Below are 23,177 nucleotides of genomic sequence, written 5' to 3'. Positions count from 1 at the left end.
CGAAACGTTGTCCCCCACTACCAGGCAGATTCCTAGGCATTACTCACCCGTCCGCCGCTGAATCGAAGAGCAAGCTCTTCTCATCCGCTCGACTTGCATGTGTTAGGCCTGCCGCCAGCGTTCAATCTGAGCCATGATCAAACTCTTCAGTTCAATACTGCTTGGGTTTTTAAGAAACCCTAAACTTGGCTCAGCAATCTCAAATGACTATGTGATTTCTCGCATGGCCACTTGTGATGCTGATAATCTTGTTGACTATCAGTCCGTACTCACAAGCACCCACACGAATTGCTTGATTCAATTTGTTAAAGAGCGTTTGGTTAAGAGCCTTTCGTCTCAACCGAGGCGCGCATTCTACGCTTTCCTCAGGGCCTGTCAAGCGTTTATTTTGAAGTTTTTTGCGAGAAACTCGTTTAGCTTCAAACACTTAACTCGCTGCGATCTCTCGTAGCGGGAGGTGAATCATACAGCGTTTAGAAGCGCTGTCAACCACCATTTCAACCGCTTGCGATCTTTCGATCGTAGCCCTTTCAGCAGCATCTTAACTACCTAACTCATTGAATCTCAAGGAGTTTGTCGTTCCGATGTCGCTGGAAGTGGGGCGCATTATAAGGGGATTCGGAAGGGCGTCAACCTTTAATTTCAAGAAACTGAAATATAAGCGGGAAATACCCTAGAAAGGCCACCAGGTGTCCGCCACAACACATTCAGCGCCTAGGAGATCGAGCGCTGAACACCCTAAGGCGAACACCCCCAAAAACAAAGCGGGGAGGCCTTCCGGCCTCCCCGCTTCTATATAGCTACACCTGCAAACACTCACTCAGCCTTGAGGGTAACCCGCGCAAACGACTTCTTACCCGCCTGGCACACATGGGTCGCACCCAGCGCAAACACGAAGTCACGATCAACTACCGCACCGTCGACCTTAACAGCACCGCCACTCAACAGGTCCCGCGCCTGAGCCGAGTTCTTCACCAGGCCAGCCCGGTTCAACACGGCCGCAATCGGCAAGTCTTCCGCTGCAGCCACTTCGACTTCTGGCAGGTCTTCCGGCAACTCGCCTTCTTTCATGCGGTTACCTGCACCACGGTGAGCGCTGGCCGCAGCCTCTTCACCATGGAAGCGCGCAACGATCTCTTCGGCCAGCTTGATCTTGATGTCGCGCGGGTTGGCACCCTTGGCGACGTCGGCACGGAACTGCTCGATCTCTTCCATCGAACGGAAGCTCAGCAGTTCGAAGTAACGCCACATCAAGGTATCCGGGATCGAGACCAGCTTGCTGTACATCACCCCCGGCGCTTCCTGGATGCCTACATAGTTGCCCAGCGACTTGGACATCTTCTTCACACCGTCGAGGCCTTCGAGCAGCGGCATGGTCACGATGTTCTGCGCTTCCTGGCCATAGGCGCGCTGCAACTCGCGCCCCATCAGAAGGTTGAACTTCTGATCGGTACCACCCAACTCGACATCCGCCTTCAGCGCCACCGAGTCATAACCCTGCACCAGCGGGTAGAGGAACTCGTGAATGGCAATCGGCTGGTTGGTGGTGTAGCGCTTGTCGAAGTCGTCGCGCTCAAGCATGCGCGCCACGGTGTACTGCGACGCCAGGCGAATGAAGTCGGCCGGGGTCAGCTTGTCCATCCAGGTGGAGTTGAACGCGACCTCGGTCTTGACCGGGTCCAGAATCTTGAACACCTGCTGCTTATAGGTCTCGGCGTTGTCCAGCACTTGCTCACGGGTCAGCGGTGGGCGCGTGGCGCTCTTGCCGCTGGGGTCACCGATCATGCCGGTGAAGTCACCGATCAGGAAGATGACCTGATGGCCCAGCTCCTGGAACTGACGCAGCTTGTTGATCAGCACCGTGTGCCCCAGGTGCAGGTCAGGCGCAGTCGGGTCAAAGCCGGCCTTGATGCGCAGAGGCTGGCCGCGCTTGAGCTTCTCCACCAGTTCAGACTCGACCAGTACTTCTTCCGCGCCGCGCTTTATAAGCGCCAGCTGCTCTTCAACCGACTTCATAGACAAACCCGCAAGGCTCAGATTCAGGGGGAGCCAACCATACAAGATCGGCCGTCAAATACAAGTTTCGCAAAGGAATGTGACCCGGGCACCGGCTTGCGGCGTCTACGCGCCCTTGCGTGAAAATGGATTTGGTTATATTTTATACAGTTATTTCATCTTCATCATGTCATTCATCTTTTCCATTTCACTTTTTTCAAAGTCACCTTACCCATGACCAACGAACCGCCTAAAGCGCCCCCGCTTTATCCGAAAAGCCATCTGTTGGCCGCCAGCGGCATTGCCGCCCTGCTCAGTCTGGCTCTGCTGGTATTTCCGTCCAGCGAAGTGGAAGCCAAGAAAACCACCCTCAACCTCGAGCTGGAGAGCCCTGCCGAGCAGCTGAAAGACGAATCCCGTGCTGCGCCCCTGGTGCAGGCCGAAGGCGACCAAGGCTCGCCATTCGCGCAGATCGAAGAGGCTACCCCCGAGACCCAGAAGGCCGAGCAATCAACCCCTGCCGCCGAGCCTGTCGCCGAAGCCGCCAAGGAGCCTGGCCATCGCGAGGTCACCGTGGCCCGTGGCGACACTCTGTCCACCCTGTTCGCCAAGGTCGGCTTGCCGAGCAATGCGGTGCACGACCTGCTGGCCAGTAACAAGCAGGCCAAGCAGTTCAGCCAGCTCAAGCACGGCCAGGTGCTGCAGTTCGAGCTCGACAAGGATGGCCAACTGGCCAGCCTGCACAGCAAGGTCAGCACCCTCGAAACCATTCGCCTGACCAAGTCCGCCAAGGGCTACACCTTCAACCGTGAAATCAGCAAACCGGTGGTGCGTACCGCCTACGCCCACGGCGTGATCAAGAGCTCGCTGTCGGCCTCGGCCCAGCGCGCCGGCCTGTCCCACAGCATGACCATGGACATGGCCCGGGTGCTGGGTTACGACATCGACTTCGCCCAGGATATTCGCCCAGGCGACGAGTTCGACGTGGTCTACGAGCAGAAGGTGATGGACGGCAAGGTGGTCGGCACCGGCAACATACTGTCCGCCCGCTTCACCAACCGCGGCAAGACCTACACCGCCGTGCGTTACACCAACAAGCAGGGCAACACCACCTACTACACCGCCGACGGCAACAGCCTGCGCAAGGCCTTCATCCGTACTCCGGTAGACTTCGCCCGCATCAGCTCGCGCTTTTCCGCCGGCCGCAAGCACCCGATCCTGAACAAGATCCGCGCCCACAAAGGCGTCGACTACGCCGCCCCGCGCGGTACGCCGATCAAGGCAGCCGGTGACGGCCGCATCGAACTGGCCGGGCGCCGTGGCGGTTACGGCAACACCGTGATCATCCAGCACGGCAACCGCTACAAGACGCTGTACGGTCACATGCAAGGCTTTGCCAAGGGCATCAAGACTGGCAGCTCAGTGAAGCAGGGCCAGATCATCGGCTACATCGGCACCACCGGCCTGTCCACCGGCCCGCACCTGCACTACGAGTTCCAGGTCAACGGTGTGCACGTCGATCCACTCAGCCAGAAAGTTCCGATGGCCGACCCGATCGCCAAAAACGAGCGCCAGCGCTTCCAGCAGCAGAGCCAACCCCTGATCGCCCGTATGGATCAGGAAAAAGCCACCCTGCTCGCAGCGAACAAGCGCTAAGCCCATGGCGCTCTACCTGGGGGTGATGTCCGGCACCAGCCTTGATGGCCTGGACATCGCCTTGATCAAACAAGGCGAGCAGCTTGAACTGCTCGCCACCCATTACCTGCCCATGCCCAGCGACCTGCGTCAGGACCTGCTTGCCCTGTGCAGCAGCGGCGCTGACGAGATCGCGCGCGCGGCGCTGGCAGAAAACCGCTGGGCCAGCCTGGCAGCCGAAGGTATCCGTGAACTGCTGGCCCGTCAGGGTCTGCAGGCCGATGCCATCCGCGCCATCGGCAGCCACGGCCAGACCATCCGCCACGAACCCGCACGCGGTTTTACCGTGCAGATCGGCAACCCGGCGCTGCTCGCCGAGCTTACCGGCATCAGCGTGGTTGCCGACTTCCGCCGGCGCGATGTGGCTGCTGGGGGCCAAGGTGCGCCCTTGGTACCGGCCTTCCATGAAACCCTGTTCGGCCACCTTGGCCAGCGCCTGGCAGTCCTGAACGTAGGCGGTTTCAGCAACCTCAGCCTGATCGAGCAGGACAAGCCGGTCCGCGGCTTCGATTGCGGCCCGGGTAACGTGCTGCTGGATGCCTGGATAGAGCGCAAGCGCGGCCAGGCCTACGATGCCGATGGTGCCTGGGCGGCCTCGGGCGTGGTGCAGGCGGGCTTGCTCGGTGTATTGCTGGCCGACCCGTTCTTCGCTGGTAGCGGCCCGAAAAGTACAGGCCGCGAGGTGTTCAACCTGCCTTGGCTGGATGGTCACCTGGCGGGCCTGCCCACTTACCAGGACGAGGATGTCCAGGCGACGCTGCTGGAGCTTACCGCTCGCAGCATCATCGACTCGCTGAGCAATGCCCAGCAAGGCACCAAGGCGTTGTTGGTGTGTGGTGGTGGCGCGCGTAACGGCGCCCTGATGGCTCGCCTCGGCCAGCTGCTACCCGAGGCCCGTGTCGCCAGCACCGGTGCCCATGGCGTAGACCCTGACTGGGTAGAGGCCATGGCCTTCGCCTGGCTGGCTCACTGCTGCCTGGAAGGCATCTGTGCCAACCGCCCAAGCGTGACAGCGGCCAAAGGCCTGCGAGTACTGGGCGCAATCTACCCGGCATAACCGCTACGCCAGAAAGCAAAACGCCGCGCAATAGCGCGGCGTTTTCGTAAGGCCAGACTTCAGATCGAGAACGAGGAGCCGCAACCGCACGTAGTGGCAGCGTTCGGGTTCTTGATCACAAAGCGCGAACCCTCCAGGCCTTCCTGATAGTCCACCTCAGCACCAGCCAGATACTGGAAGCTCATCGGGTCGACCACCAGCGCCACGCCTTCGCGCTCGACGATGGTGTCGTCTTCGGCCACATCCTCATCGAAAGTGAAGCCGTACTGGAAGCCCGAGCAACCACCACCGGTCACGAACACCCGCAGCTTCAGACGCTCATTGCCTTCCTCATCGACCAGGTTCTTCACTTTCTGGGCTGCCCCATGGGTGAATTCCAGACCGGTAGGGGTGAAGGTTTCGACGCTCATGTTGACTCTCCCGGCGCAGTTGCCGCCTTAAAACTCGATGACGCGCATTATCCGCTTTCCCGAGAAAATCGGTCAACAATTGTGCGGCTTTAGTCGCGACAAACAAAAAGGCCCGCACGAGGCGGGCCATTTCGATAGGGGCTTGCTTACGGCAACAAGCCCGCGTGGGACAGGCCCATGCGCTCATCCAGACCAAACAGGATGTTCAGGTTCTGTACCGCCTGGCCCGACGCGCCCTTGACCAGGTTGTCGATCACCGACAGCACCACCACCAGGTCACCACCCTGCGGGCGATGAACGGCAATGCGGCAGACGTTGGCGCCGCGCACACTGCGGGTCTCCGGGTGGCTGCCCGCTGGCATCACATCGACGAACGGTTCGTCGGCGTAGCGCTTTTCGAACAGCGCCTGCAAGTCGACCGAGGTGTCGACAACGTTCGCGTACAGGGTGGCGTGGATGCCACGGATCATTGGCGTCAAGTGCGGCACGAAGGTCAGGCCGATGTCCTTGCCAGCGGCCAGGCGCAGGCCTTGGCTGATTTCCGGCAGGTGACGATGGCCCTTGACCGCATAGGCCTTCATGCTTTCGCCGGCCTCGCAGAACAGCGAACCGACTGCAGCACCACGACCAGCGCCACTGACACCCGACTTGCAGTCGGCAATCAGGCGCGACGGGTCGGCCAGGCCCGCGTCCAGCAGCGGCAGGAAGCCCAGCTGGGTGGCGGTCGGGTAGCAACCCGGCACGGCGATCAGGCGCGCATGGCGAATCTTCTCGCGGTTGACTTCAGGCAAGCCATATACCGCGTCCTTGAGCAGTTCTGGCGCGCCGTGCGGCTGGCCATACCACTTGCCCCACTCGGTAGCATCCTGCAGGCGGAAGTCGGCCGACAGGTCGATCACCTTGGTACCGGCCGCCAGCAGTTCGCCAGCCAGGGCATGGGCAACACCGTGCGGAGTGGCGAAGAACACCACATCGCAGGCGGCCAGGGCTTTGCTGTCCGGCACGCTGAACGCCAGCCCGTCATAGTGGCCGCGCAGGTTCGGGTACATGTCCGCCACCGCCACGCCCGCCTCGGAGCGCGAAGTGATGACCGCCACTTCGGCCTGTGGATGCTGTGCCAGCAGACGCAACAGTTCGACGCCGGTGTAACCCGTGCCGCCGACGATACCGACCTTGATCATAACGCTTGCCCCTTATCAACGAGCCGTCTGGAAAGCGCACGATAATAGGGGCGCGAAGCGCCTGTAACAACTCTTCGGGTGACCCTTCGGGCGCTTGACCACTACTATCTGACGACCGTGAATACCTGAAGGAACTCCCTCCATGCTTTACCTATGGATCAAAGCGCTGCATATCGTCAGCGTGGTCTGCTGGTTCGCCGGCCTGTTCTACCTGCCGCGGCTGTTCGTCTACCACGCCCAGAGCGAGGACAGCATCAGCAAGGATCGCTTCGTCACCATGGAACGCAAGCTGTACCGCGGCATCATGAACCCGGCAATGATCGCCACCTACGTGTTCGGCGCGTGGATGCTTTACCTCACACCCGGCTGGCTCAGCCAGGGCTGGCTACACGCCAAGCTGACCTTGGTCATCCTGCTGACCGGCTACCATCACATGTGCGGAGCCCAGCGCAAACGCTTCGCCGGCGGCAACAACACCCGCAGCCACATCTACTACCGGTGGTTCAACGAAGTGCCCGTGCTGTTCCTGCTGGGCATCGTAATTCTGGTGGTGGTCAAACCGTTCTGACATAGCCACCCGTTCAAGGAGCCTTGCCATGTCGCTACCTGCCTCGCTCGAACAACGCCTGCGCCTGCCTGTGGTTGCGGCGCCGATGTTCCTGATCTCCAACCCCACACTGGTGCTGGCATGCTGCGCCAGCGGCGTGGTCGGCAGTTTTCCGGCCCTTAACCAGCGCGACAGCGCCGGCTTCAAGGCCTGGCTGGAGGAGATCGAGGCAGGCCTGGCGCAATTGCAGGCGCCAGCCCCCTATGCAGTCAACCTGATCGTGCACCCGACCAACCCACGCCTGCAGGCCGACCTGGCCTTGTGCGTGGAACATCGCGTGCCGATCGTCATCACCAGCTTGGGGGCCGTCAAGGAAGTGGTCGATGCCGTGCATGGCTACGGCGGCCTGGTGTTCCACGACGTCACCACCCGCCGCCATGCCGAGAAAGCCGCCGAAGCGGGTGTCGACGGGCTGATCGCCGTCGCTGCCGGCGCAGGCGGCCATGCAGGCACCTGGAGCCCGTTCGCCCTGGCCGCAGAGATTCGCCAGTTCTTCGACAAGACCCTGCTGCTGGCCGGCTGTCTCAACCATGGCCATGAAATCCTCGCCGCACAATTGCTGGGCGCCGACCTGGCCTACATGGGCACGCGCTTTATCGCTACTACAGAAAGCAAGGCTCAGGATGCCTACAAGCAGATGCTGCTCGATGCCCACGCCGCCGACATCATTCACACCCCGGCAGTGTCCGGCATCCCTGCAAGCTTCCTGCGTTCGAGCCTGGAACAGGCTGGCTACGACATGAACGCCCTCAAAGGCAGCCACGAGCAAGGCAAGCTCAAACCTATCGACGACGAAGCCAAAGCCTGGAAGACCGTATGGTCGGCGGGCCAGGGCGTCGGCGAAATCCATGACCTGCCCAGTGCGAGTGCATTGATCGAACGGCTCCACCGTGAGTATCGGGAAGCCCTGGAGCGCTGCCAGATTCTGCGCGCCCGCACCTTGTAGCAAAACGCAACACCTTGCCCGGCCAAGCTGTACACTAGGCGCCCTCTTCCGCCCCCAGGAGCCTTGCATGACCCGTTACGCCATGATCACTGGTGCTTCCAGCGGCCTGGGCCTGGCCCTGGCGGAAGCTCTGGCACGGCGCGGGCGCAACCTGATCCTGGTGGCACGTCAGCGTGAAACGCTGGAACCCGTGGCCATCGAGCTGACCCAGCGCTTTGGTGTCGAGGTGCTGTTCCGCGCCTGCGACCTCAGCCAGCCGCTGCGCCTGTCTGGCTTCGTACTCGAACTGGAAGAAGGCGAACGGCGTATCGACCTGCTGGTCAACTGTGCCGGCTTGCGCACCTACGGGCCGTTCCTGGCGCATGAGTGGGCCGACGAACAGGACCTGCTGGAGGTCAACGTCCTGGCCCTGAGCCGCCTGTGCCACGCCATCGGCAACCTGATGGCCGTACAGGGTGGCGGGCAGATCCTCAATGTCGCAGGCCTGGCCGCCTTCGCACCCGGCCCCTCGATGGCCACCTATGCTGCCAGCAAAGCTTACGTGCTGAACTTCAGCGAAGCCTTGCGCGAAGAGCTCAAGCCCACCGGCATCAAGGTTTCGGTCCTGTGCCCAGGCCCGGTGCGCGCTTCGCGCCGGCCCATTCGCAGACTAGACGGCAACAGCCGCTGCCTGAGCCCTGAGGAAGTGGCGCTGTATACCGTACGCGCGCTGGCCAAGAACCGTGCACTGATCATGCCGGTGCGGCGTAACCAGTGGCTGGCATTCGCTCCGCGCCTGTTGCCCCGCTGGCTGACGCGCAAGCTTGCAGGCTTCATCCACCGCCGCTACTGCCCGGTCGGAATGGAATAGCCACTGGGCGAGTGGCGCCTGGCTCAGTACACTCGGCCGGGACCCTCACCATGGAGCAAGTGCTGTGGACGATTTATTCATCAAGATCATCAACCGGGAGATCCCGGCCAAGATCATCTACGAGGACGACCAGGTTCTGGCGTTCCACGATATCGCGCCCCAGGCGCCGGTGCATTTTCTGGTCATCCCGAAAAAACACATCCGTACCCTCAATGACCTGACCGAGGACGATAAGGGCCTTGCCGGTCATATCCTGTTCACCGCCCAGCGCCTGGCCAAAGAACTTGGCTGCGATGATGGCTTCCGCGTGGTCATGAACTGCAACGAGCAAGGTGGCCAGACCGTCTACCACATCCATATGCACGTGCTTGGCCAGCGCCAGATGCACTGGCCACCGGGCTGATCCACGGCAAGCGACCCCGCCGCTATTGCGGTAAACTGTCGGGCACATTCTTGCGGAGGTGCCCGATGGCTACCGAACGTCACTACTCGCCGCTCGACCGCTTGTTGCTGCAGGCCGATACCGCCATGCGCACCTTGCTGCCCTTCAGCGGCCAACCCGCCCGGCCATCGCCGGCCATTGTCCAGCCGGACGTCGACCTGGACGAGCAGCAGAGCCGCCACATCGCCGGGCTGATGCGTATCAACCACACCGGCGAAGTGTGTGCCCAGGCGTTGTACCAAGGCCAGGCGCTGACCGCCAAACTGCCCCAGGTACGCAAGGCCATGGAGCATGCTGCCGAGGAAGAAGTGGACCACCTGGCCTGGTGCGAACAGCGCATTCGCCAGCTGAACAGCCACCCAAGCGTGCTCAACCCCCTGTTCTATGGCATGTCGTTCGGCATCGGCGCACTCGCCGGCCTGGTCAGCGACAAGGTCAGCCTGGGCTTCGTCGCCGCCACCGAACACCAGGTGTGCAAGCACCTCGACGAGCACCTGGAGCAGATCCCGCACGAAGACGAAAAGTCCCGGGCCATTCTCGAGCAGATGCGCATCGATGAAGAGCAGCATGCCGAGTCAGCACTGGAAGCCGGTGGTTATCGCTTCCCGGCACCGGTCCGCTTTGGCATGAGCTTGCTGGCCAAGGTCATGACCAAGAGCACCTACCGCATCTGAAGGCATCGCCATGACGGATCGATTCGACGCCAAGGACCTGGCGCGCGCCGTGCAAGCCGGCATTCTCCAGCCGGGCCAGGACCAGGCCCTGTTGGTATTCCTGCGCCAGCAACCGGCCCAACGGGGCAGCTTCCAGCTGGCCCATGTCGCCTTCTACTTCGGCGCCATGCTGATCATGGCGGCCATGGGCTGGTTGCTCACCGAAGCCTGGATGAGCATTGGCGACGGCGCTCTGCTGGTCATCGCCAGCCTCTATATCCTGGTGATCACCTTGTTCGCCCTGCATCTGCAACGCCGCGCCCAGCCTGTTGCTGCCGGGGTGCTGGCGGCCGTCGCGGTCAGCATAGTGCCACTGGCAGTGTTCGCCATCGAACGCCTGGTGGGCTGGTGGCCACTGGACGACGCGCAAGCCAACTATCACCAGTACTACACCTACGTGCAGGGCGGCTGGCTGGCGATGGAAGCGGCCACGGTGCTCGCCGGGCTGCTGATGCTGCGGCTGATCCCCTACCCGTTCGTCGTGATGCCGATAGCCGTGGCCTTGTGGTTCATGTCGATGGATCTGAGCGAATGGTTCTTCGGCTCGCCGTTCAGCTGGGAGCAGCGCCGCGAGGTTTCGCTGTGGTTCGGGTTGGCTTTGCTGGTGGTGTTCCTTGTGATAGACGGCCGCACGCAAGAGGACTATGCCCGCTGGGGCTACCTGGCCGGGCTGGCGGCATTCTGGGGCGGGCTGACGCTGGTGGACAGTGGCAGTGAGTTGGGCAAGGCCCTGTACTGCCTGATCAACATCGTGCTGATGGGCATGGCGGTGCTGCTGCGCCGGCCGGTGTTCATGGTGTTTGGTGCGCTGGGGGTGGCGGCTTACCTGGGGTACCTGTCATACGAGGTGTTCGCCGAGTCGCTGCTGTTCCCGGTGGTGGTGACCTTGATCGGGCTGGGGGTTATCTGGCTGGGGCTGGTTTACCAGAAGCGGCGGGAGCGGTTGAGCCAAGTAATGCGGGGATGGCTGCCAGGGTGGGTGCAAGCTGCACTGCCTGCGCTTCGGAGCTGATATTGCCGGCGATGGGCTGCGAAGCAGCCCCAAAAAACGTTGCGTTAACCGAGCTCTACGATTTCATACCCGTGGGTAATCTCAACCCCGGCGCGCTCGAGCATGATCGAAGCCGAGCAGTACTTCTCTGCCGACAGCTCCACCGCCCGCTTGACCTGTGCTTCTTTCAGCCCACGCCCTTTCACCACGAAGTTCATGTGAATCTTGGTGAACACCTTCGGGTCTTCGCTGGCGCGCTCGGCTTCCAGAAACGCCTCGCAGCTTTCCACCGCCTGCCGCGATTTCTTCAGAATGCTCACCACGTCAAAGCTACTGCAGCCACCGAGGCCCAACAGCAACATTTCCATAGGGCGCACACCCAGGTTGCGGCCGCCGGCCTCGGGCGGGCCGTCCATCACGACGACATGACCACTCCCCGATTCGCCAAGGAACATGGCCTCACCGGCCCACTGGATACGTGCCTTCATCTACCCGGACTCCTGATATTCGGAAAAGGGTGTCAGCTTAGACCTTGTGCGGCTGTGGGAAAAGCACGAGACGTGTCGGTTTAGTACCGAAACATCCGGTGACGTCTGATAAGCTGGCGCCAAATGAATGGCGCTTGCGCCAGACAGCCTTATAAAAAGCCTACGGGTCGTATCGAACAGGATTTCGTGATGGTTGCCTCCGCCCTACCCGCCAAGATCAAGAACATCGACAAGCTGCTGGTACACTGCCAGCGCCGCCGTTATACCGCCAAGAGCAACATCATCTGCGCCGGCGACCGGGCCGAGACACTGTCATTCATCATCAAGGGTTCGGTGACCATCCTCATCGAAGACGACGACGGCCGTGAAATGATCATTGCCTATCTCAACAATGGCGATTTCTTTGGCGAGCTGGGGTTGTTCGAGCCGGTTGACGGCGAACAGCAGCGCAGTGCCTGGGTGCGAGCCAAGACTGAGTGCGAAGTGGCCGAGATCAGCTACGAGAAGTTCCGCGAACTGGCCCGCCAGGACCCGGAAATCCTCTATGCCCTGGGCAGCCAGATGGCCCAGCGCCTGCGCAACACAACACGCAAGGTCGGCGACCTGGCATTTTTCGACGTCACCGGGCGCGTTGCCCGTTGCCTGCTGGAACTGTGCAAGCAACCCGATGCCATGACCCACCCCGACGGCATGCAGATCAAGATCACCCGCCAGGAAATCGGGCGAATCGTCGGTTGCTCCCGGGAAATGGTCGGCCGCGTCCTCAAGGACCTTGAAGAGCGCAGCCTGGTGCAGGTAAAGGGCAAGACCATGGTGGTCTACGGTACCCGCTAGGGACAACGCCTAGTCCTTGGGCAGGTCTGCAAGCACCTTGGCGTAGGCCTGCGACAAGCGCTCGAACCAGGGCGCCGCAGGCGCCACTTCATGCAAGGCGATGTGTGCATCGGCGCGGCAGCGTTGCTCCAGATCACAGCACTCGTTGAAGCGGTTGACCGCCGCCACCATCGACTCACGCTCGTTGTCCAGCAGCAACGCACCGTGCACCAGCACTACCGGGCGCTTGCCACCCAGGCCCTGACGCCAGCGCTGGGCGGTGCCCACCAGCTTGCGGCCATTGAGGTTGACGTTGTAACGGCCATCGCAGAACGCCCCGTCGATTTCACCCACCGACGCCACCCCGCCCCACTCGCGCAGTACATCGCACAGCGGCAGGCACAGGCGCTCGTAGGCGCTTTCGATGCGGCCGTGATCGCCTTCGCTGCGCGGGGCAACGTAGACCAGTGCGACGTTGACGGTGGAATGGGATTGGGGAACCGGCTCACCGCCAGTCTCGCGCAGCAGCACCGGCCAGCCGGCAATCGCCAGCTCCGAACAGGCGGCTTCGAAGTTGTCCAGGCGGCTCATTCGCCGGGGCATGACCAGGGCATGGTCGGTAGGGCGCCAGAACAGCACGCCACTTTCGCGTTCGCCGCGGCACACCGCGGCCAGCAGGTCCTGTTCGGCGTGCAGGCCTTGCTCGACGGTCAGGGCCAGGGGTTGATCGGTCATTGATCCACCTTTGATGTTGTTTTTAAGAGGCCCTGGCAGGCATACAAAAAAGCCGGCAAAAACGCCGGCTTCATTTGATCAGTCCAGGTGCTGAACAGTCTTCTTCACTTGTTCGGGGAAGAACAACCGCTGCAACTCCAGCCCAGGCTGCTCAGCGCGCATGAACGCCTCGCCCACCAGGAACGAGTAAACCTCGTTGATTGCCATCAGTTCGACATCGGCCCGGTTGAGAATACCGCTCTCGGTAATCGCCAGGCGATCACGCGGAATGCGCGGCAGCAGGTCAAGGGTGGTTTCCAGGCTGACCTCGAAGGTGTGCAGGTTGCGGTTGTTCACCCCCACCAGCGGCGTATCCAGGGTTTTCAACGCGCGCTCCAGCTCATCGCCATCGTGCACTTCCACCAGCACGTCGAGGCCGACGTCTTTTGCGGTCGCGGCCAGTTCGGCCATCTTCACGTCGTCCAGCGCCGAGACGATCAGCAGCACGCAGTCCGCGCCCAAGGCCCGGGCTTCGACGATCTGGTAAGGGTCGACCATGAAGTCCTTGCGGATCACCGGCAGCGAAACGGCAGCACGTGCCTGCTGCAGGTACTCATCGGCACCCTGGAAGTAATCGACATCGGTCAGCACCGAGAGGCAGGTAGCGCCGCCCTTCTCGTAGCTGACAGCGATTTCCGCCGGCACGAAGTGCTCGCGGATCACGCCCTTGCTCGGCGAAGCCTTCTTGATCTCGGCGATCACCGCTGGCTGCTTGCGCTTGGCCTGCTCGATCAGCGCATTGGCGAAGCCACGCGGGGCATCGGCAACCTTGGCCAGGCCTTCCAGCTCGGCGAGGCTGACGCGGGCGCTGCGCTCGGCCACTTCCTGGAACTTGCGGGCAATGATCCTTTCCAGCACCGTCGGCACACTCATGCTTCGTTCTCCACCTTGAATACTGCAGTAAAGGCACCCAGTTCCTGCAGCTTTTCCCAGGCCAGGCCGGTGTGCAGTACGTCGTGGGCCAATTCCACACCTTGAGCCAGGGTCATTGCATGGTCGGCTGCATACAGTGCCGCGCCAGCATTAAGCACGATCATCTCGGCGGCCTTCTGGCCGTTTTCGGTCTTACGCCGGCCCAGCGCATCGCGGATCAACTCCAGCGACGCCTGCGGGTTCTCGACGGCAAGGCCATGCAAGCTCTGGCTCTTCATGCCGAGGTCTTCCGGCTCGACCCAGTATTCAGTAATTGCGTCGTTTTTCAGTTCGGCAACGAAGGTGGGGGCAGCCAGGCTGAACTCATCCAGGCCATCCTTCGAGTGCACCACCAGCACATGCTTGCTACCCAGGCGTTGCAGTACCTCAGCCAACGGGCGGCACAGGGCCTGGGCAAACACGCCGACCACCTGATGCTTTACTCCGGCCGGATTCGTAAGCGGGCCGAGCATGTTGAACAGGGTACGCAACCCCAGATCGCGGCGCGGGCCGGCAGCATATTTCATGGCCGAGTGATGGCTTTGCGCGAACATGAAGCCGATGCCCAGGCTGTCAATGCAGCGGGCCACCTGAACTGGCGTCAGGTTCAGATAGATGCCGGCAGCTTCCAACAGGTCGGCACTGCCGCTCTTGCCCGACACTGCGCGGTTGCCGTGCTTGGCCACGGTGCAGCCCGCCGCCGCCAGGACGAACGAAGACGCGGTGGACACGTTGAAAATATTGGCCCCGTCACCGCCGGTGCCGACGATATCAACGACGCCATCCAGGCTTTTCAGTTCAACCTTGTCGGCTAGCTCACGCATCACCGACACCGCGCCGACGATTTCGTCGATGCTTTCACTCTTCATGCGCATGCCCATCAGGAAGGCGCCGATCTGCGCCTCGCTGCACTGGCCGGTCATTATCTGACGCATGACGTCGCGCATTTCTTCGGTAGAAAGGTCCAGCTGGCCGACAATACGGCTCAACGCGCTCTTGATATCCATGTTCGATCCTTAGCGGTGGCCGCCGGTCTGCTTGAGGAAGTTGGCGAACAGCTCGTGGCCCTGCTCGGTCAGGATCGACTCGGGGTGGAACTGCACCCCTTCGATATTCAGCGTTTTGTGGCGCAGGCCCATGATCTCGTCTACCGAACCGTCTGCATGAGCGGTCCAGGCAGTGACCTCCAGGCAATCGGGCAAGGTTTCGCGCTTGACCACCAGCGAATGGTAGCGGGTCACGGTCAGCGGGTTGTTGAGGCCGGCGAACACGCCCAGGTCACGGTGGTGTACCGGGCTGGTCTTGCCGTGCATCACCTGGCGGGCACGCACCACGTCACCGCCGAAGGCCTGGCCGATGGACTGATGGCCCAGGCACACACCCAGAATCGGCAGCTTGCCAGCAAAATGCAGGATGGCCTCGATGGACACGCCAGCCTCGCTTGGCGTGCACGGGCCCGGGGACACGACGATGCGCTCGGGGTTGAGGGCTTCGATCTGAGCGATGGTCATTTCGTCATTGCGAATGACCTTGACCTCGGCACCCAGCTCGCCAAGGTACTGAACGACGTTGTAAGTGAATGAGTCGTAATTGTCGATCATCAGTAACATGGTGTTGAACCTCTTGAATTTACTGACTTGAGAATTCGAACCTTCTTGCAGCCGCTACAGGCACGGCTTCGCCACAAAGGGCAGTAAAGAAGAAGGCAAACGGGGGCGGGCCGGGCGGGCCGGCAGGGGATAAAGTCAGGCGCGCCAACGCCAACGGGCGTGGGCCTTGATTACGCGCATCAAGAGTTTACTGACGATCAACACAGGATAGGTCTCGCTCATACGTCCCGGCACAGTAGCTTACCGGGGCGGCGGGCGCAATATGCCTGTAAACACGGGGAAACGAATGGACTTGGGAGGGATGCACTGCGATTTGCTAAGGTCGATCAGGTTGTCCAGATAAAAACAAAGAAAAGGATGTTCCCAGATGCGAAAAGCCCCGTTATTGCGCTTTACCCTTGCCTCACTGGCCCTGGCCTGCAGCCAGGCGTTCGCTGCACCCTCGCCCTATTCCACGCTGATCGTGTTTGGCGACAGCCTCGCCGATGCGGGGCAGTTCCCCGACCTGACCGGCGGCACACCCGGCGCACGGTTCACAAACCGCGATGCCGATGGCAACTTTGCACCTGTGTCGCCCATGATCCTGGGTGGAAGGCTGGGTATAAACCCGGATGAGCTGAACCCCTCCACGTCGGTGGGCATCCAGCCCGATGGCAACAACTGGGCTGTCGGTGGCTATACAACCCAGCAGATCCTGGATTCGATCACGACAACTTCCGAGACCGTCATCCCGCCAGGAAACCCCGGCGCCGGCCGGGTGCTGCGTGAAAAGGCGGGCTACCTGGCCAACGGCCTGCGTGCCGACCCCAATGCGCTTTACTACCTGACGGGCGGCGGCAACGACTTCCTGCAAGGCCTGGTGAACAGCCCAGCCGACGCCGTGGCCGCCGGTGCCCGCCTGGCGGCCAGCGCCCAGGCCCTGCAACAAGGTGGCGCCCGCTACATCATGGTCTGGCTGCTGCCCGACCTCGGCCAAACGCCCAACTTCAGCGGCACGCCGCAGCAAAACCCGCTGTCCCTGCTGTCTGGCGCGTTCAACCAGTCACTGATCAGCCAACTCGGTCAGATCGATGCCGAGATCATCCCGCTGAACATCCCGGTGCTGCTGGGCGAGGCACTGGCCAGCCCCAACCAGTTCGGCCTGGCCAGCGACCAGAACCTGGTCGGTACCTGCTACAGCGGCGCCAGCTGCGTGGAAAACCCGGTGTACGGCATCAATGGCACAAACCCAGACCCGACAAAACTGCTGTTCAACGACTCGGTCCACCCGACCATTGCTGGCCAGCAACTGATTGCCGACTACGCCTATTCGATCATCTCCGCCCCGTGGGAACTGACGCTACTACCGGAAATGGCCCACGCCAGCCTGCGCGCCCACCAGGACGAACTGCGCAACCAATGGCAGACGCCCTGGCAGGCCGTTGGCCAATGGCAGGCCTTCGTCGCCACCGGTGCCCAGGACTTGGACTTCGACAGCCAGCGCAGCGCGGCCAGCGGCGATGGCCGCGGCTATAACCTGACCGTGGGCGGCAGCTATCGCCTGAACGATGCCTGGCGTTTGGGCCTGGCCGGCGGCGCGTATCGGCAAAAGCTGGAGGCCGGCGCCAATGATTCGGACTACAAACTGAACAGCTACCTGGCCAGCGCCTTCGCCCAGTACAGCCAGGACCGCTGGTGGGCCGATGCTGCATTGACCGCCGGGCACGTCGACTACAGCGACCTCAAGCGCACCTTTGCCCTTGGCGTGAACGAGCGCAGCGAAAAGGGCGACACCGACGGCGAGGCCTGGGCGATGTCCGGGCGGCTGGGCTACAACCTGGCGGCAGACAGCAGCAATTGGCAGCTGGCGCCATTCATCAGTGCCGACTATGCACGTGTGAAAGTGGATGGGTACAACGAGAAGAGCGGGCGCTCGACGGCACTGGGCTTCGATGACCAGGAACGCACGTCACGCCGCTTGGGCCTGGGGTTGCTGGGCAGCGTGCAGGTGCTGCCAGGTACCCGGCTGTTCGCCGAGGTGGCACAGGAGCATGAATTCGAGGATGACCAGCAGGATGTAACGATGCACCTGACCAGCTTGCCGGCCAATGACTTCACCCTGACCGGTTATACGCCGCACAGCGACCTGACCCGGGCGAGCCTGGGGGTGAGCCATGAAGTGGTGGCAGGGGTGCATTTGCGTGGGAACTACAACTGGCGCAAGAGCGATGAGTTGACGCAGCAGGGGGTTAGCCTGGGGGTGAGCGTGGACTTTTGAATTGGTGGGGCCGCTTAGCGGCCCTTCGCGGCACAAGGCCGCTCCTACAGGGGACCGCGCAGGTCTCGGGATTTGCGCGATCCTTGTGCCGCGAAGGGCTGCAAAGCAGCCCCAATCTGTTTATTTAGCCAACGTCTGCTCTGCAAGCGCCACGGCACGGAACATGGCGCGGCGCTTGTTGATGGTTTCTTCCCACTCCAGCGCCGGCACCGAGTCGGCAACGATGCCGCCCCCGGCCTGCACATGCAGTTCACCATCCTTGATCACGGCAGTACGGATCGCAATCGCGGTGTCCATGTTGCCGTTCCAGGCAAAGTAGCCGACTGCACCACCGTAAACCCCACGCTTGACCGGCTCCAGCTCGTCGATGATCTCCATCGCGCGAATCTTCGGCGCACCCGACAGGGTGCCTGCCGGCAGGATTGCCCGCAGTGCATCCATCGCTGTCAGCCCTTCACGCAGCTGGCCGGTGACGTTGGAGACAATGTGCATCACGTTGGAGTAGCGCTCGATCACCATCTTCTCGGTCAGGCGCACGCTGCCGGTCGAGGACACACGGCCGACGTCGTTGCGGCCCAGGTCGATCAGCATCAGGTGTTCGGCGATTTCCTTGTCGTCCGACAGCAGGTCGTCTTCCAGCGCGCGGTCGGCTTCTTCGGACGCGCCACGCGGGCGGGTACCGGCAATCGGGCGCACGGTGACCAGGTTATCCTCGACCCGCACCAGCACCTCGGGCGAACTACCGACCACATGGAAGTCGCCGAAGTTGAAGAAGTACATGTACGGCGTCGGGTTGAAGCAGCGCAGCGCACGGTACAGGTCGATGGGCGCAGCCTTGAAGTCGATCGACATGCGTTGCGACGGCACCACCTGCATGCAGTCGCCGGCCAGGATGTACTCCTTGATACGGCCGACCGCGCTCTCGTAGTCGTCGCGGGTATAGCTGGAGCGGAATTCCGGCTCGGCGGCCTGCGGGCCACTCAGGTCCAGGCCGCGGCGCGGGGTGATCGGCTGACGCAGGGTTTCCAGCAGGCCTTGCAGGCGTGCCTGGCCCTGTTCAAAGGCCTGATCTTCAGCCGGGTCGACCAGCACGATGGCGTGCATCTTGCCTGCCAGGTTGTCGAACACCACCACCGCATCGGACACCATCAGCAGGATATCCGGCACGCCCAGCGGGTCCGGGTTGGGGCTGGCGCCAAGGCGTTTTTCCACATAACGCACGCAATCATAGCCAAAGTAGCCGACCAGGCCGCCGTTGAAGCGCGGCAGACCAGGGATGTCAGCGACCTTGTAACGGTCCTTGAAACTTTCGACAAAGGCCAGCGGGTCTTCGACATCGTGGCTTTCAACCTCGACGCCATCCTGCAGGATGCTGACGTGGTAGCCGTGCACACGCATCACGGTGCGCGACGGCAGGCCGATCATCGAGTAACGGCCCCATTTCTCGCCACCCTGCACCGACTCGAGCAGGTACGAGTTGGGCTGGTCAGCCAGTTTCAGGTAGATCGACAACGGCGTGTCGAAGTCGGCCAGGGTTTCGCAGGCCAGGGGAATGCGGTTGTAGCCGGCAGCGGCCAGGCGCAGGAATTCTTCGCGGTTCATGAGTAGCCTCGTGGCAAGCAGCAATAGGTCAGGCAAACGGACGGGCCGGCACGCGCCGGCAGGCTGAAGTCAGGCGCGCCAACGCCAACGGGCCAGGGCCTTGATGACTTTCATCCAGAATTTGCCAGTAACCACCACGGTGGGCTCTCTGTCTTGTGAGGCTTGAAGGTTGGCCAACGTTATCCCAGTGGCCGGGTCTGCGCAACCGGGCAGCAACGCGCGCAGATCGTCGATCACCAGGTTAGGGGATTCGTCGTGGATCGGCCGGCCATGGTTGTAGCCGTAGGTCAGCCCCACGCACTGCACGCCAGCCGCCTTGGCGGCCAATACGTCACTGCGCGAATCGCCGACAAACAGCGACTGCTGCGGGGTAACGCTGGCCATCTGCATGACAAACAGCAAAGCCGCCGGGTCTGGCTTTTTCTGTGGCAGGGTGTCGCCGCCAATGATCCAGCGGAAGTAGCGGCCGATTTTCATCTGGTCCAGCAACGGGCCGACGAAGCGCTCGGGCTTGTTGGTGATCAGCGCCATTTCCACGCCCTGCTTGCGCAGCCAGCGCAGGGTGTCCTGCACACCGGGATAGACCACGGTCAGCTCATGGCTTTGCGCATAGGCGTCCATGAACAGCGCCAGCGCCTGATCAGCCAGCGCGTCGTCCACGGCGGCGTGCTCGATGCCACCCGCCAGCGCCCGACGCACCAGCACCTGGGCGCCGTTGCCGACCCAATGGCGTACTGCCTCAAGGCCGGCAGGCGGGCGCCCCAGTTCGAGCAGCATGCGGTCCACGGCGGCGGCAAGGTCTGGCACGGAATCGATCAGGGTACCGTCCAGATCGAACATCACCAGCCTGGGCAGCGTCCCCGGGAACAGCTGCTCGAAGCCACTCATGGGCGGGCCTGAGCCAGTTCGGCGCGCATCTTGGCGATGACTTCCTGGTAGTCCGGGGCGTTGAAGATAGCCGAACCGGCCACGAAGGTGTCGGCGCCAGCGGCAGCGATCTCGCGGATGTTGTTGACGTTCACGCCACCGTCGATTTCCAGGCGGATATCACGGCCACTGGCGTCGATCAGCGCCCGCGCCTCGCGCAGCTTGTCGAGGGTGCCCGGGATGAACTTCTGCCCGCCAAAGCCTGGGTTGACGCTCATCAGCAGCACCATGTCGATCTTGTCCATCACGTACTTCAGGGCATCCAGGCTGGTGGCCGGGTTGAACACCAGGCCGGCCTTGCAGCCGCCGTCCTTGATCAGTTGCAGCGAACGGTCGACGTGCTGGGAGGCTTCCGGGTGGAAGGTGATGTAGGTGGCGCCGGCTTCGATGAAGTCGCCGATGATGCGGTCGACCGGGCTGACCATCAGGTGCACGTCGATCGGCGCGGTAACACCGTACTTGCGCAGGGCCGTGCAGACCATCGGGCCAATGGTCAGGTTGGGAACGTAGTGGTTGTCCATGACATCGAAGTGGACGATGTCGGCACCCGCAGCCAATACCTTGTCGACGTCTTCACCCAGGCGGGCGAAATCGGCGGAGAGGATGGAGGGGGCAATAGCGTAGGGCTGCATGGCGCACCTGTTGGCAGAATCACGGTGGCGCGCATTGTAACCCAGGCGAACGGATGAGGGCTGATTGGTATCACATGATCGCGACCGATACCCAAGAGCCTTGCACTGGCTGTGCCGGCGATGAGGCCGGCACAGGCGACCCATCATCAGGCCGGTTGCTGGGTTCTCAGCTTCTCGCTGCGCCCACGCAACCACTCCAGGGTCAGCAGCAATACTACCGAGAACGCAATCAGCAAGGTCGCCGCAGCAGCAATGGTGGGGCTCAGGTTTTCACGGATGCCGCTGAACATCTGCCTTGGCAGGGTTGCCTGCTCCGGCCCGGCCAGGAACAGCGTCACCACCACCTCGTCAAACGACGTCGCAAAGGCAAACAGCGCACCCGAGATCACCCCGGGCGCAATCAGCGGCAGGGTCACCCGACGGAAGGCCAGCAGCGGCGACGCACCCAGGCTGGCAGCCGCTCGCACCAGGTTGTAGTTGAAGCCCTGCAGGGTTGCCGACACGGTAATGATGACGAACGGCACACCCAGCACCGCATGCACCAGAATCAGCGAGGTGAAGCTGTTACCCAGACCCAGCGGGGCGAAGAACAGGTAGCTGGCCACACCGATGATCACCACCGGCACCACCATCGGTGAAATCACCAGCGCCATCACCAGTGACTTGCCGGGAAAATCGCCACGGGTCAGGCCAATGGCCGCCAGGGTACCGAACACCATAGCCAGCACCGTGGCCGCCGGGGCGACGATGATGCTGTTTTTCAGCGCCCGCATCCATTCGGCCGAGCCGAAGAAGTCCTGGTACCACTGCAGCGAAAAGCCCTGCAACGGGTACACCAGGAAGCTGCCACTGTTGAACGACAGCGGCACGATCACCAGCACCGGCAAGATCAGGAACAGCAAAACCAGGCCGCAAAGAATGCGCAGGCTGTAGAACCAGACCCGCTCCACGGGCGACATATAGGGGCTCAACATGGCAAGGCTCCTCAGCTCAGGCGCAGGCGGCTGGCGCCGACCAGCCAGCTATAGATCAGGTACAACAGCACGGTAGCCAAAAGCAACAGCCCACCCAGCGCGGTAGCCATGCCCCAGTTGATGCTGGTGTTGGTATAGAAGGCAACGAAGTAGCTGACCATCTGGTCGTTCGGGCTTCCCAGCAGCGCCGGGGTGATGTAGTAGCCGATGGCCAGGATGAACACCAGCAGGCAACCCGCGCCAACACCGGCGTAGGTCTGCGGGAAGTACACCCGCCAGAAGCTGGCGAACGGGTGGCAGCCCAGCGAGATCGCGGCACGCATATAGCTGGGCGAAATGCCCTTCATCACGCTGTACAGCGGCAGGATCATGAACGGCAGCAGGATGTGCACCATGGAGATGTACACACCGGTGCGGTTGAACACCAGTTCCAGCGGCTGGTCGATGATGCCTATGGCCATCAGTGCACTGTTGATCAGGCCACCCGACTGCAGCAGCACGATCCACGCTGCCACCCGCACCAGGATCGAGGTCCAGAACGGCAGCAGCACCAGAATCATCAGCAGGTTGCTCTGCCGGGTTGGCAGGTTGGCCAGCAGGTAGGCCAGTGGGTAGGCCAGCACCAGGCAGATGGCGGTAATCACCACACCCATCCACAGGGTGCGGGCAAAGATATCCAGGTAAATGGCCTGGTCCGGCGTGGCCTTGGCCAGCTCGCCCAGGTCGTCGATGCGGTGGTCCACAGAAGCCAGCAGGTAGAACGAGGTCACCGTACTGGTATTACGGCGTATCGCCTGCCAGTAGGCCGGGTCGCCCCAACGCTCGTCGACGGCCTGCAGGGCGTCTTTATAAGAGGCAGGCTCTGCCTTGAATGGCAGTGCGCGGGCAGTCTTGGTCAACAAGCTGCGGTAGCCGGCCAGCTCCATGTTCAGGCGCTTGGAAAGGTCGCCAAGGGTCTGGTTCTTGCGCGACTCGGCCAGGTCCTGGCTCAGCGCCTTGTACACATCCTCGCCGGGCAGGCTCTTGCCATCCCACTGGCTGATGATGTCTACCGTGCGTGGCAGGCCGGCGACCACTTCCGGGTTGCCGACGCTCTTGTACAGCAGCGCCGCAATCGGCACCAGGAACACCAGCAGAAGAAACAGCGCCAGCGGCGCGATCAACGCCTGCGCCTTCCAGCGGTTGACCCGCTCGGCGTGTTTCAGGCGCTGCTTGAGACTTGGACCTGCGCCTTCGTTGAGGGGCACTGCAATGGCCATGGCGAACTCCGCAAAACAGGGAAACGGGGAGCGCCGGCCCAA

At 62.1% G+C, this 23,177-nt stretch carries 23 protein-coding genes and 1 rRNA gene; 10 read left to right on the top strand and 14 right to left on the bottom strand.

Features of this window, described 5'->3' with window-relative positions:
- Both SB756_RS16885 and tyrS read right to left on the bottom strand, forming a co-directional pair.
- A 16S ribosomal RNA gene (locus tag SB756_RS16885) occupies nt 1-153 on the bottom strand; the annotation flags it as partial.
- A gap of 663 nt (nt 154-816) precedes the next feature.
- Nucleotides 817-2,016 (bottom strand): tyrosine--tRNA ligase, encoded by a 1,200-nt coding sequence (tyrS, locus tag SB756_RS16880; protein WP_410911179.1) that lies wholly within the window; start codon nt 2,014-2,016, stop codon nt 817-819.
- Nucleotides 2,017-2,229: 213 nt separating this feature from the next.
- Here tyrS and SB756_RS16875 point away from each other — a divergent pair, with 213 nt between their 5' ends.
- Entirely contained in the window at nt 2,230-3,651 is a 1,422-nt protein-coding gene (locus SB756_RS16875; protein WP_410911178.1) for a peptidoglycan DD-metalloendopeptidase family protein, read from the top strand.
- Nucleotides 3,652-3,655: 4 nt separating this feature from the next.
- Nucleotides 3,656-4,747: an anhydro-N-acetylmuramic acid kinase gene (locus SB756_RS16870; RefSeq protein ID WP_341797417.1), complete on the top strand. Its 1,092-nt coding sequence runs from the start codon at nt 3,656-3,658 to the stop codon at nt 4,745-4,747.
- A 59-nt stretch (nt 4,748-4,806) separates the two neighbouring features.
- Here SB756_RS16870 and erpA read toward each other — a convergent pair whose 3' ends face one another.
- Nucleotides 4,807-5,157 (bottom strand): iron-sulfur cluster insertion protein ErpA, encoded by a 351-nt coding sequence (gene erpA / locus SB756_RS16865; protein WP_016497734.1) that lies wholly within the window; start codon nt 5,155-5,157, stop codon nt 4,807-4,809.
- Nucleotides 5,158-5,303: 146 nt separating this feature from the next.
- Nucleotides 5,304-6,338 carry an N-acetyl-gamma-glutamyl-phosphate reductase gene (argC, locus tag SB756_RS16860; protein ID WP_410911177.1) on the bottom strand — a complete coding sequence of 345 codons (1,035 nt, stop codon included), beginning with the start codon at nt 6,336-6,338 and terminating at the stop codon, nt 5,304-5,306.
- Between the two features lie 142 nt (nt 6,339-6,480).
- Between argC and hemJ the strand changes: the two genes are divergently transcribed.
- The 6 genes from hemJ to SB756_RS16830 all read left to right on the top strand — a co-directional run bounded on the left by hemJ (nt 6,481) and on the right by SB756_RS16830 (nt 10,908).
- Complete coding sequence (hemJ, locus tag SB756_RS16855) at nt 6,481-6,906, top strand: protoporphyrinogen oxidase HemJ (protein ID WP_341797415.1); 426 nt, start codon at nt 6,481-6,483, stop codon at nt 6,904-6,906.
- 28 nt (nt 6,907-6,934) lie between these two features.
- Nucleotides 6,935-7,891, top strand: coding sequence for an NAD(P)H-dependent flavin oxidoreductase (locus tag SB756_RS16850; RefSeq protein WP_410911176.1), 957 nt, complete (start codon nt 6,935-6,937; stop codon nt 7,889-7,891).
- Nucleotides 7,892-7,958: 67 nt separating this feature from the next.
- On the top strand, nt 7,959-8,741 hold the full coding sequence (locus SB756_RS16845; RefSeq protein WP_341797413.1) for an SDR family NAD(P)-dependent oxidoreductase: 783 nt from the start codon (nt 7,959-7,961) through the stop codon (nt 8,739-8,741).
- A 64-nt stretch (nt 8,742-8,805) separates the two neighbouring features.
- Complete coding sequence (locus SB756_RS16840) at nt 8,806-9,144, top strand: histidine triad nucleotide-binding protein (protein ID WP_341797412.1); 339 nt, start codon at nt 8,806-8,808, stop codon at nt 9,142-9,144.
- A 65-nt stretch (nt 9,145-9,209) separates the two neighbouring features.
- Nucleotides 9,210-9,857, top strand: coding sequence for a 2-polyprenyl-3-methyl-6-methoxy-1,4-benzoquinone monooxygenase (coq7, locus tag SB756_RS16835; RefSeq protein WP_341797411.1), 648 nt, complete (start codon nt 9,210-9,212; stop codon nt 9,855-9,857).
- Between the two features lie 10 nt (nt 9,858-9,867).
- Complete coding sequence (locus SB756_RS16830; protein WP_341797410.1) at nt 9,868-10,908, top strand: DUF2157 domain-containing protein; 1,041 nt, start codon at nt 9,868-9,870, stop codon at nt 10,906-10,908.
- Nucleotides 10,909-10,952: 44 nt separating this feature from the next.
- Here the strand turns inward: SB756_RS16830 and SB756_RS16825 are convergent, their stop codons facing one another.
- Nucleotides 10,953-11,375 carry an OsmC family protein gene (locus SB756_RS16825; RefSeq protein ID WP_004376171.1) on the bottom strand — a complete coding sequence of 141 codons (423 nt, stop codon included), beginning with the start codon at nt 11,373-11,375 and terminating at the stop codon, nt 10,953-10,955.
- A 189-nt stretch (nt 11,376-11,564) separates the two neighbouring features.
- On the opposite strand from SB756_RS16825, the gene crp reads away from it, so the two are divergent.
- Nucleotides 11,565-12,209 carry a cAMP-activated global transcriptional regulator CRP gene (gene crp / locus SB756_RS16820; protein ID WP_016497727.1) on the top strand — a complete coding sequence of 215 codons (645 nt, stop codon included), beginning with the start codon at nt 11,565-11,567 and terminating at the stop codon, nt 12,207-12,209.
- 9 nt (nt 12,210-12,218) lie between these two features.
- On the opposite strand, the gene SB756_RS16815 is transcribed toward crp, so the two are convergent.
- From SB756_RS16815 to SB756_RS16800, 4 genes are all read right to left on the bottom strand, one after another.
- Nucleotides 12,219-12,923: a biotin/lipoate A/B protein ligase family protein gene (locus SB756_RS16815; protein ID WP_341797409.1), complete on the bottom strand. Its 705-nt coding sequence runs from the start codon at nt 12,921-12,923 to the stop codon at nt 12,219-12,221.
- A 78-nt stretch (nt 12,924-13,001) separates the two neighbouring features.
- Nucleotides 13,002-13,835 carry an indole-3-glycerol phosphate synthase TrpC gene (gene trpC, locus SB756_RS16810; protein WP_016497725.1) on the bottom strand — a complete coding sequence of 278 codons (834 nt, stop codon included), beginning with the start codon at nt 13,833-13,835 and terminating at the stop codon, nt 13,002-13,004.
- On the bottom strand, nt 13,832-14,881 hold the full coding sequence (gene trpD, locus SB756_RS16805) for an anthranilate phosphoribosyltransferase (protein ID WP_341797408.1): 1,050 nt from the start codon (nt 14,879-14,881) through the stop codon (nt 13,832-13,834). The genes trpC and trpD overlap by 4 nt, the downstream gene beginning before the upstream one ends.
- 9 nt (nt 14,882-14,890) lie before the next feature.
- A complete protein-coding gene (locus SB756_RS16800) occupies nt 14,891-15,484 on the bottom strand; it encodes an aminodeoxychorismate/anthranilate synthase component II (protein WP_016497723.1) in 594 nt (197 codons plus the stop codon).
- A gap of 367 nt (nt 15,485-15,851) precedes the next feature.
- Here SB756_RS16800 and estP point away from each other — a divergent pair, with 367 nt between their 5' ends.
- Nucleotides 15,852-17,741: an esterase EstP gene (gene estP / locus SB756_RS16795; protein ID WP_410911175.1), complete on the top strand. Its 1,890-nt coding sequence runs from the start codon at nt 15,852-15,854 to the stop codon at nt 17,739-17,741.
- A gap of 120 nt (nt 17,742-17,861) precedes the next feature.
- Here the strand turns inward: estP and trpE are convergent, their stop codons facing one another.
- From trpE to SB756_RS16770, 5 genes are all read right to left on the bottom strand, one after another.
- Nucleotides 17,862-19,343, bottom strand: coding sequence for an anthranilate synthase component I (trpE, locus tag SB756_RS16790; protein WP_341797406.1), 1,482 nt, complete (start codon nt 19,341-19,343; stop codon nt 17,862-17,864).
- A gap of 69 nt (nt 19,344-19,412) precedes the next feature.
- Nucleotides 19,413-20,231 carry a phosphoglycolate phosphatase gene (locus SB756_RS16785; protein WP_410911174.1) on the bottom strand — a complete coding sequence of 273 codons (819 nt, stop codon included), beginning with the start codon at nt 20,229-20,231 and terminating at the stop codon, nt 19,413-19,415.
- Complete coding sequence (rpe, locus tag SB756_RS16780; protein WP_019472940.1) at nt 20,228-20,902, bottom strand: ribulose-phosphate 3-epimerase; 675 nt, start codon at nt 20,900-20,902, stop codon at nt 20,228-20,230. The genes SB756_RS16785 and rpe overlap by 4 nt, the downstream gene beginning before the upstream one ends.
- A 146-nt stretch (nt 20,903-21,048) precedes the next feature.
- A complete protein-coding gene (locus tag SB756_RS16775) occupies nt 21,049-21,876 on the bottom strand; it encodes an ABC transporter permease (RefSeq protein ID WP_341797404.1) in 828 nt (275 codons plus the stop codon).
- A gap of 11 nt (nt 21,877-21,887) precedes the next feature.
- A complete protein-coding gene (locus SB756_RS16770; protein ID WP_410911173.1) occupies nt 21,888-23,135 on the bottom strand; it encodes an ABC transporter permease in 1,248 nt (415 codons plus the stop codon).
- Nucleotides 23,136-23,177: the final 42 nt, after the last annotated feature.

The organism is Pseudomonas sp. SIMBA_068 (genome assembly GCF_046534705.1).
Lineage (GTDB): Bacteria > Pseudomonadota > Gammaproteobacteria > Pseudomonadales > Pseudomonadaceae > Aquipseudomonas > Aquipseudomonas putida.
The sequence above is the reverse complement of the archived record's forward strand: the minus strand, read 5'-3'. Positions and strand labels throughout refer to the sequence as shown.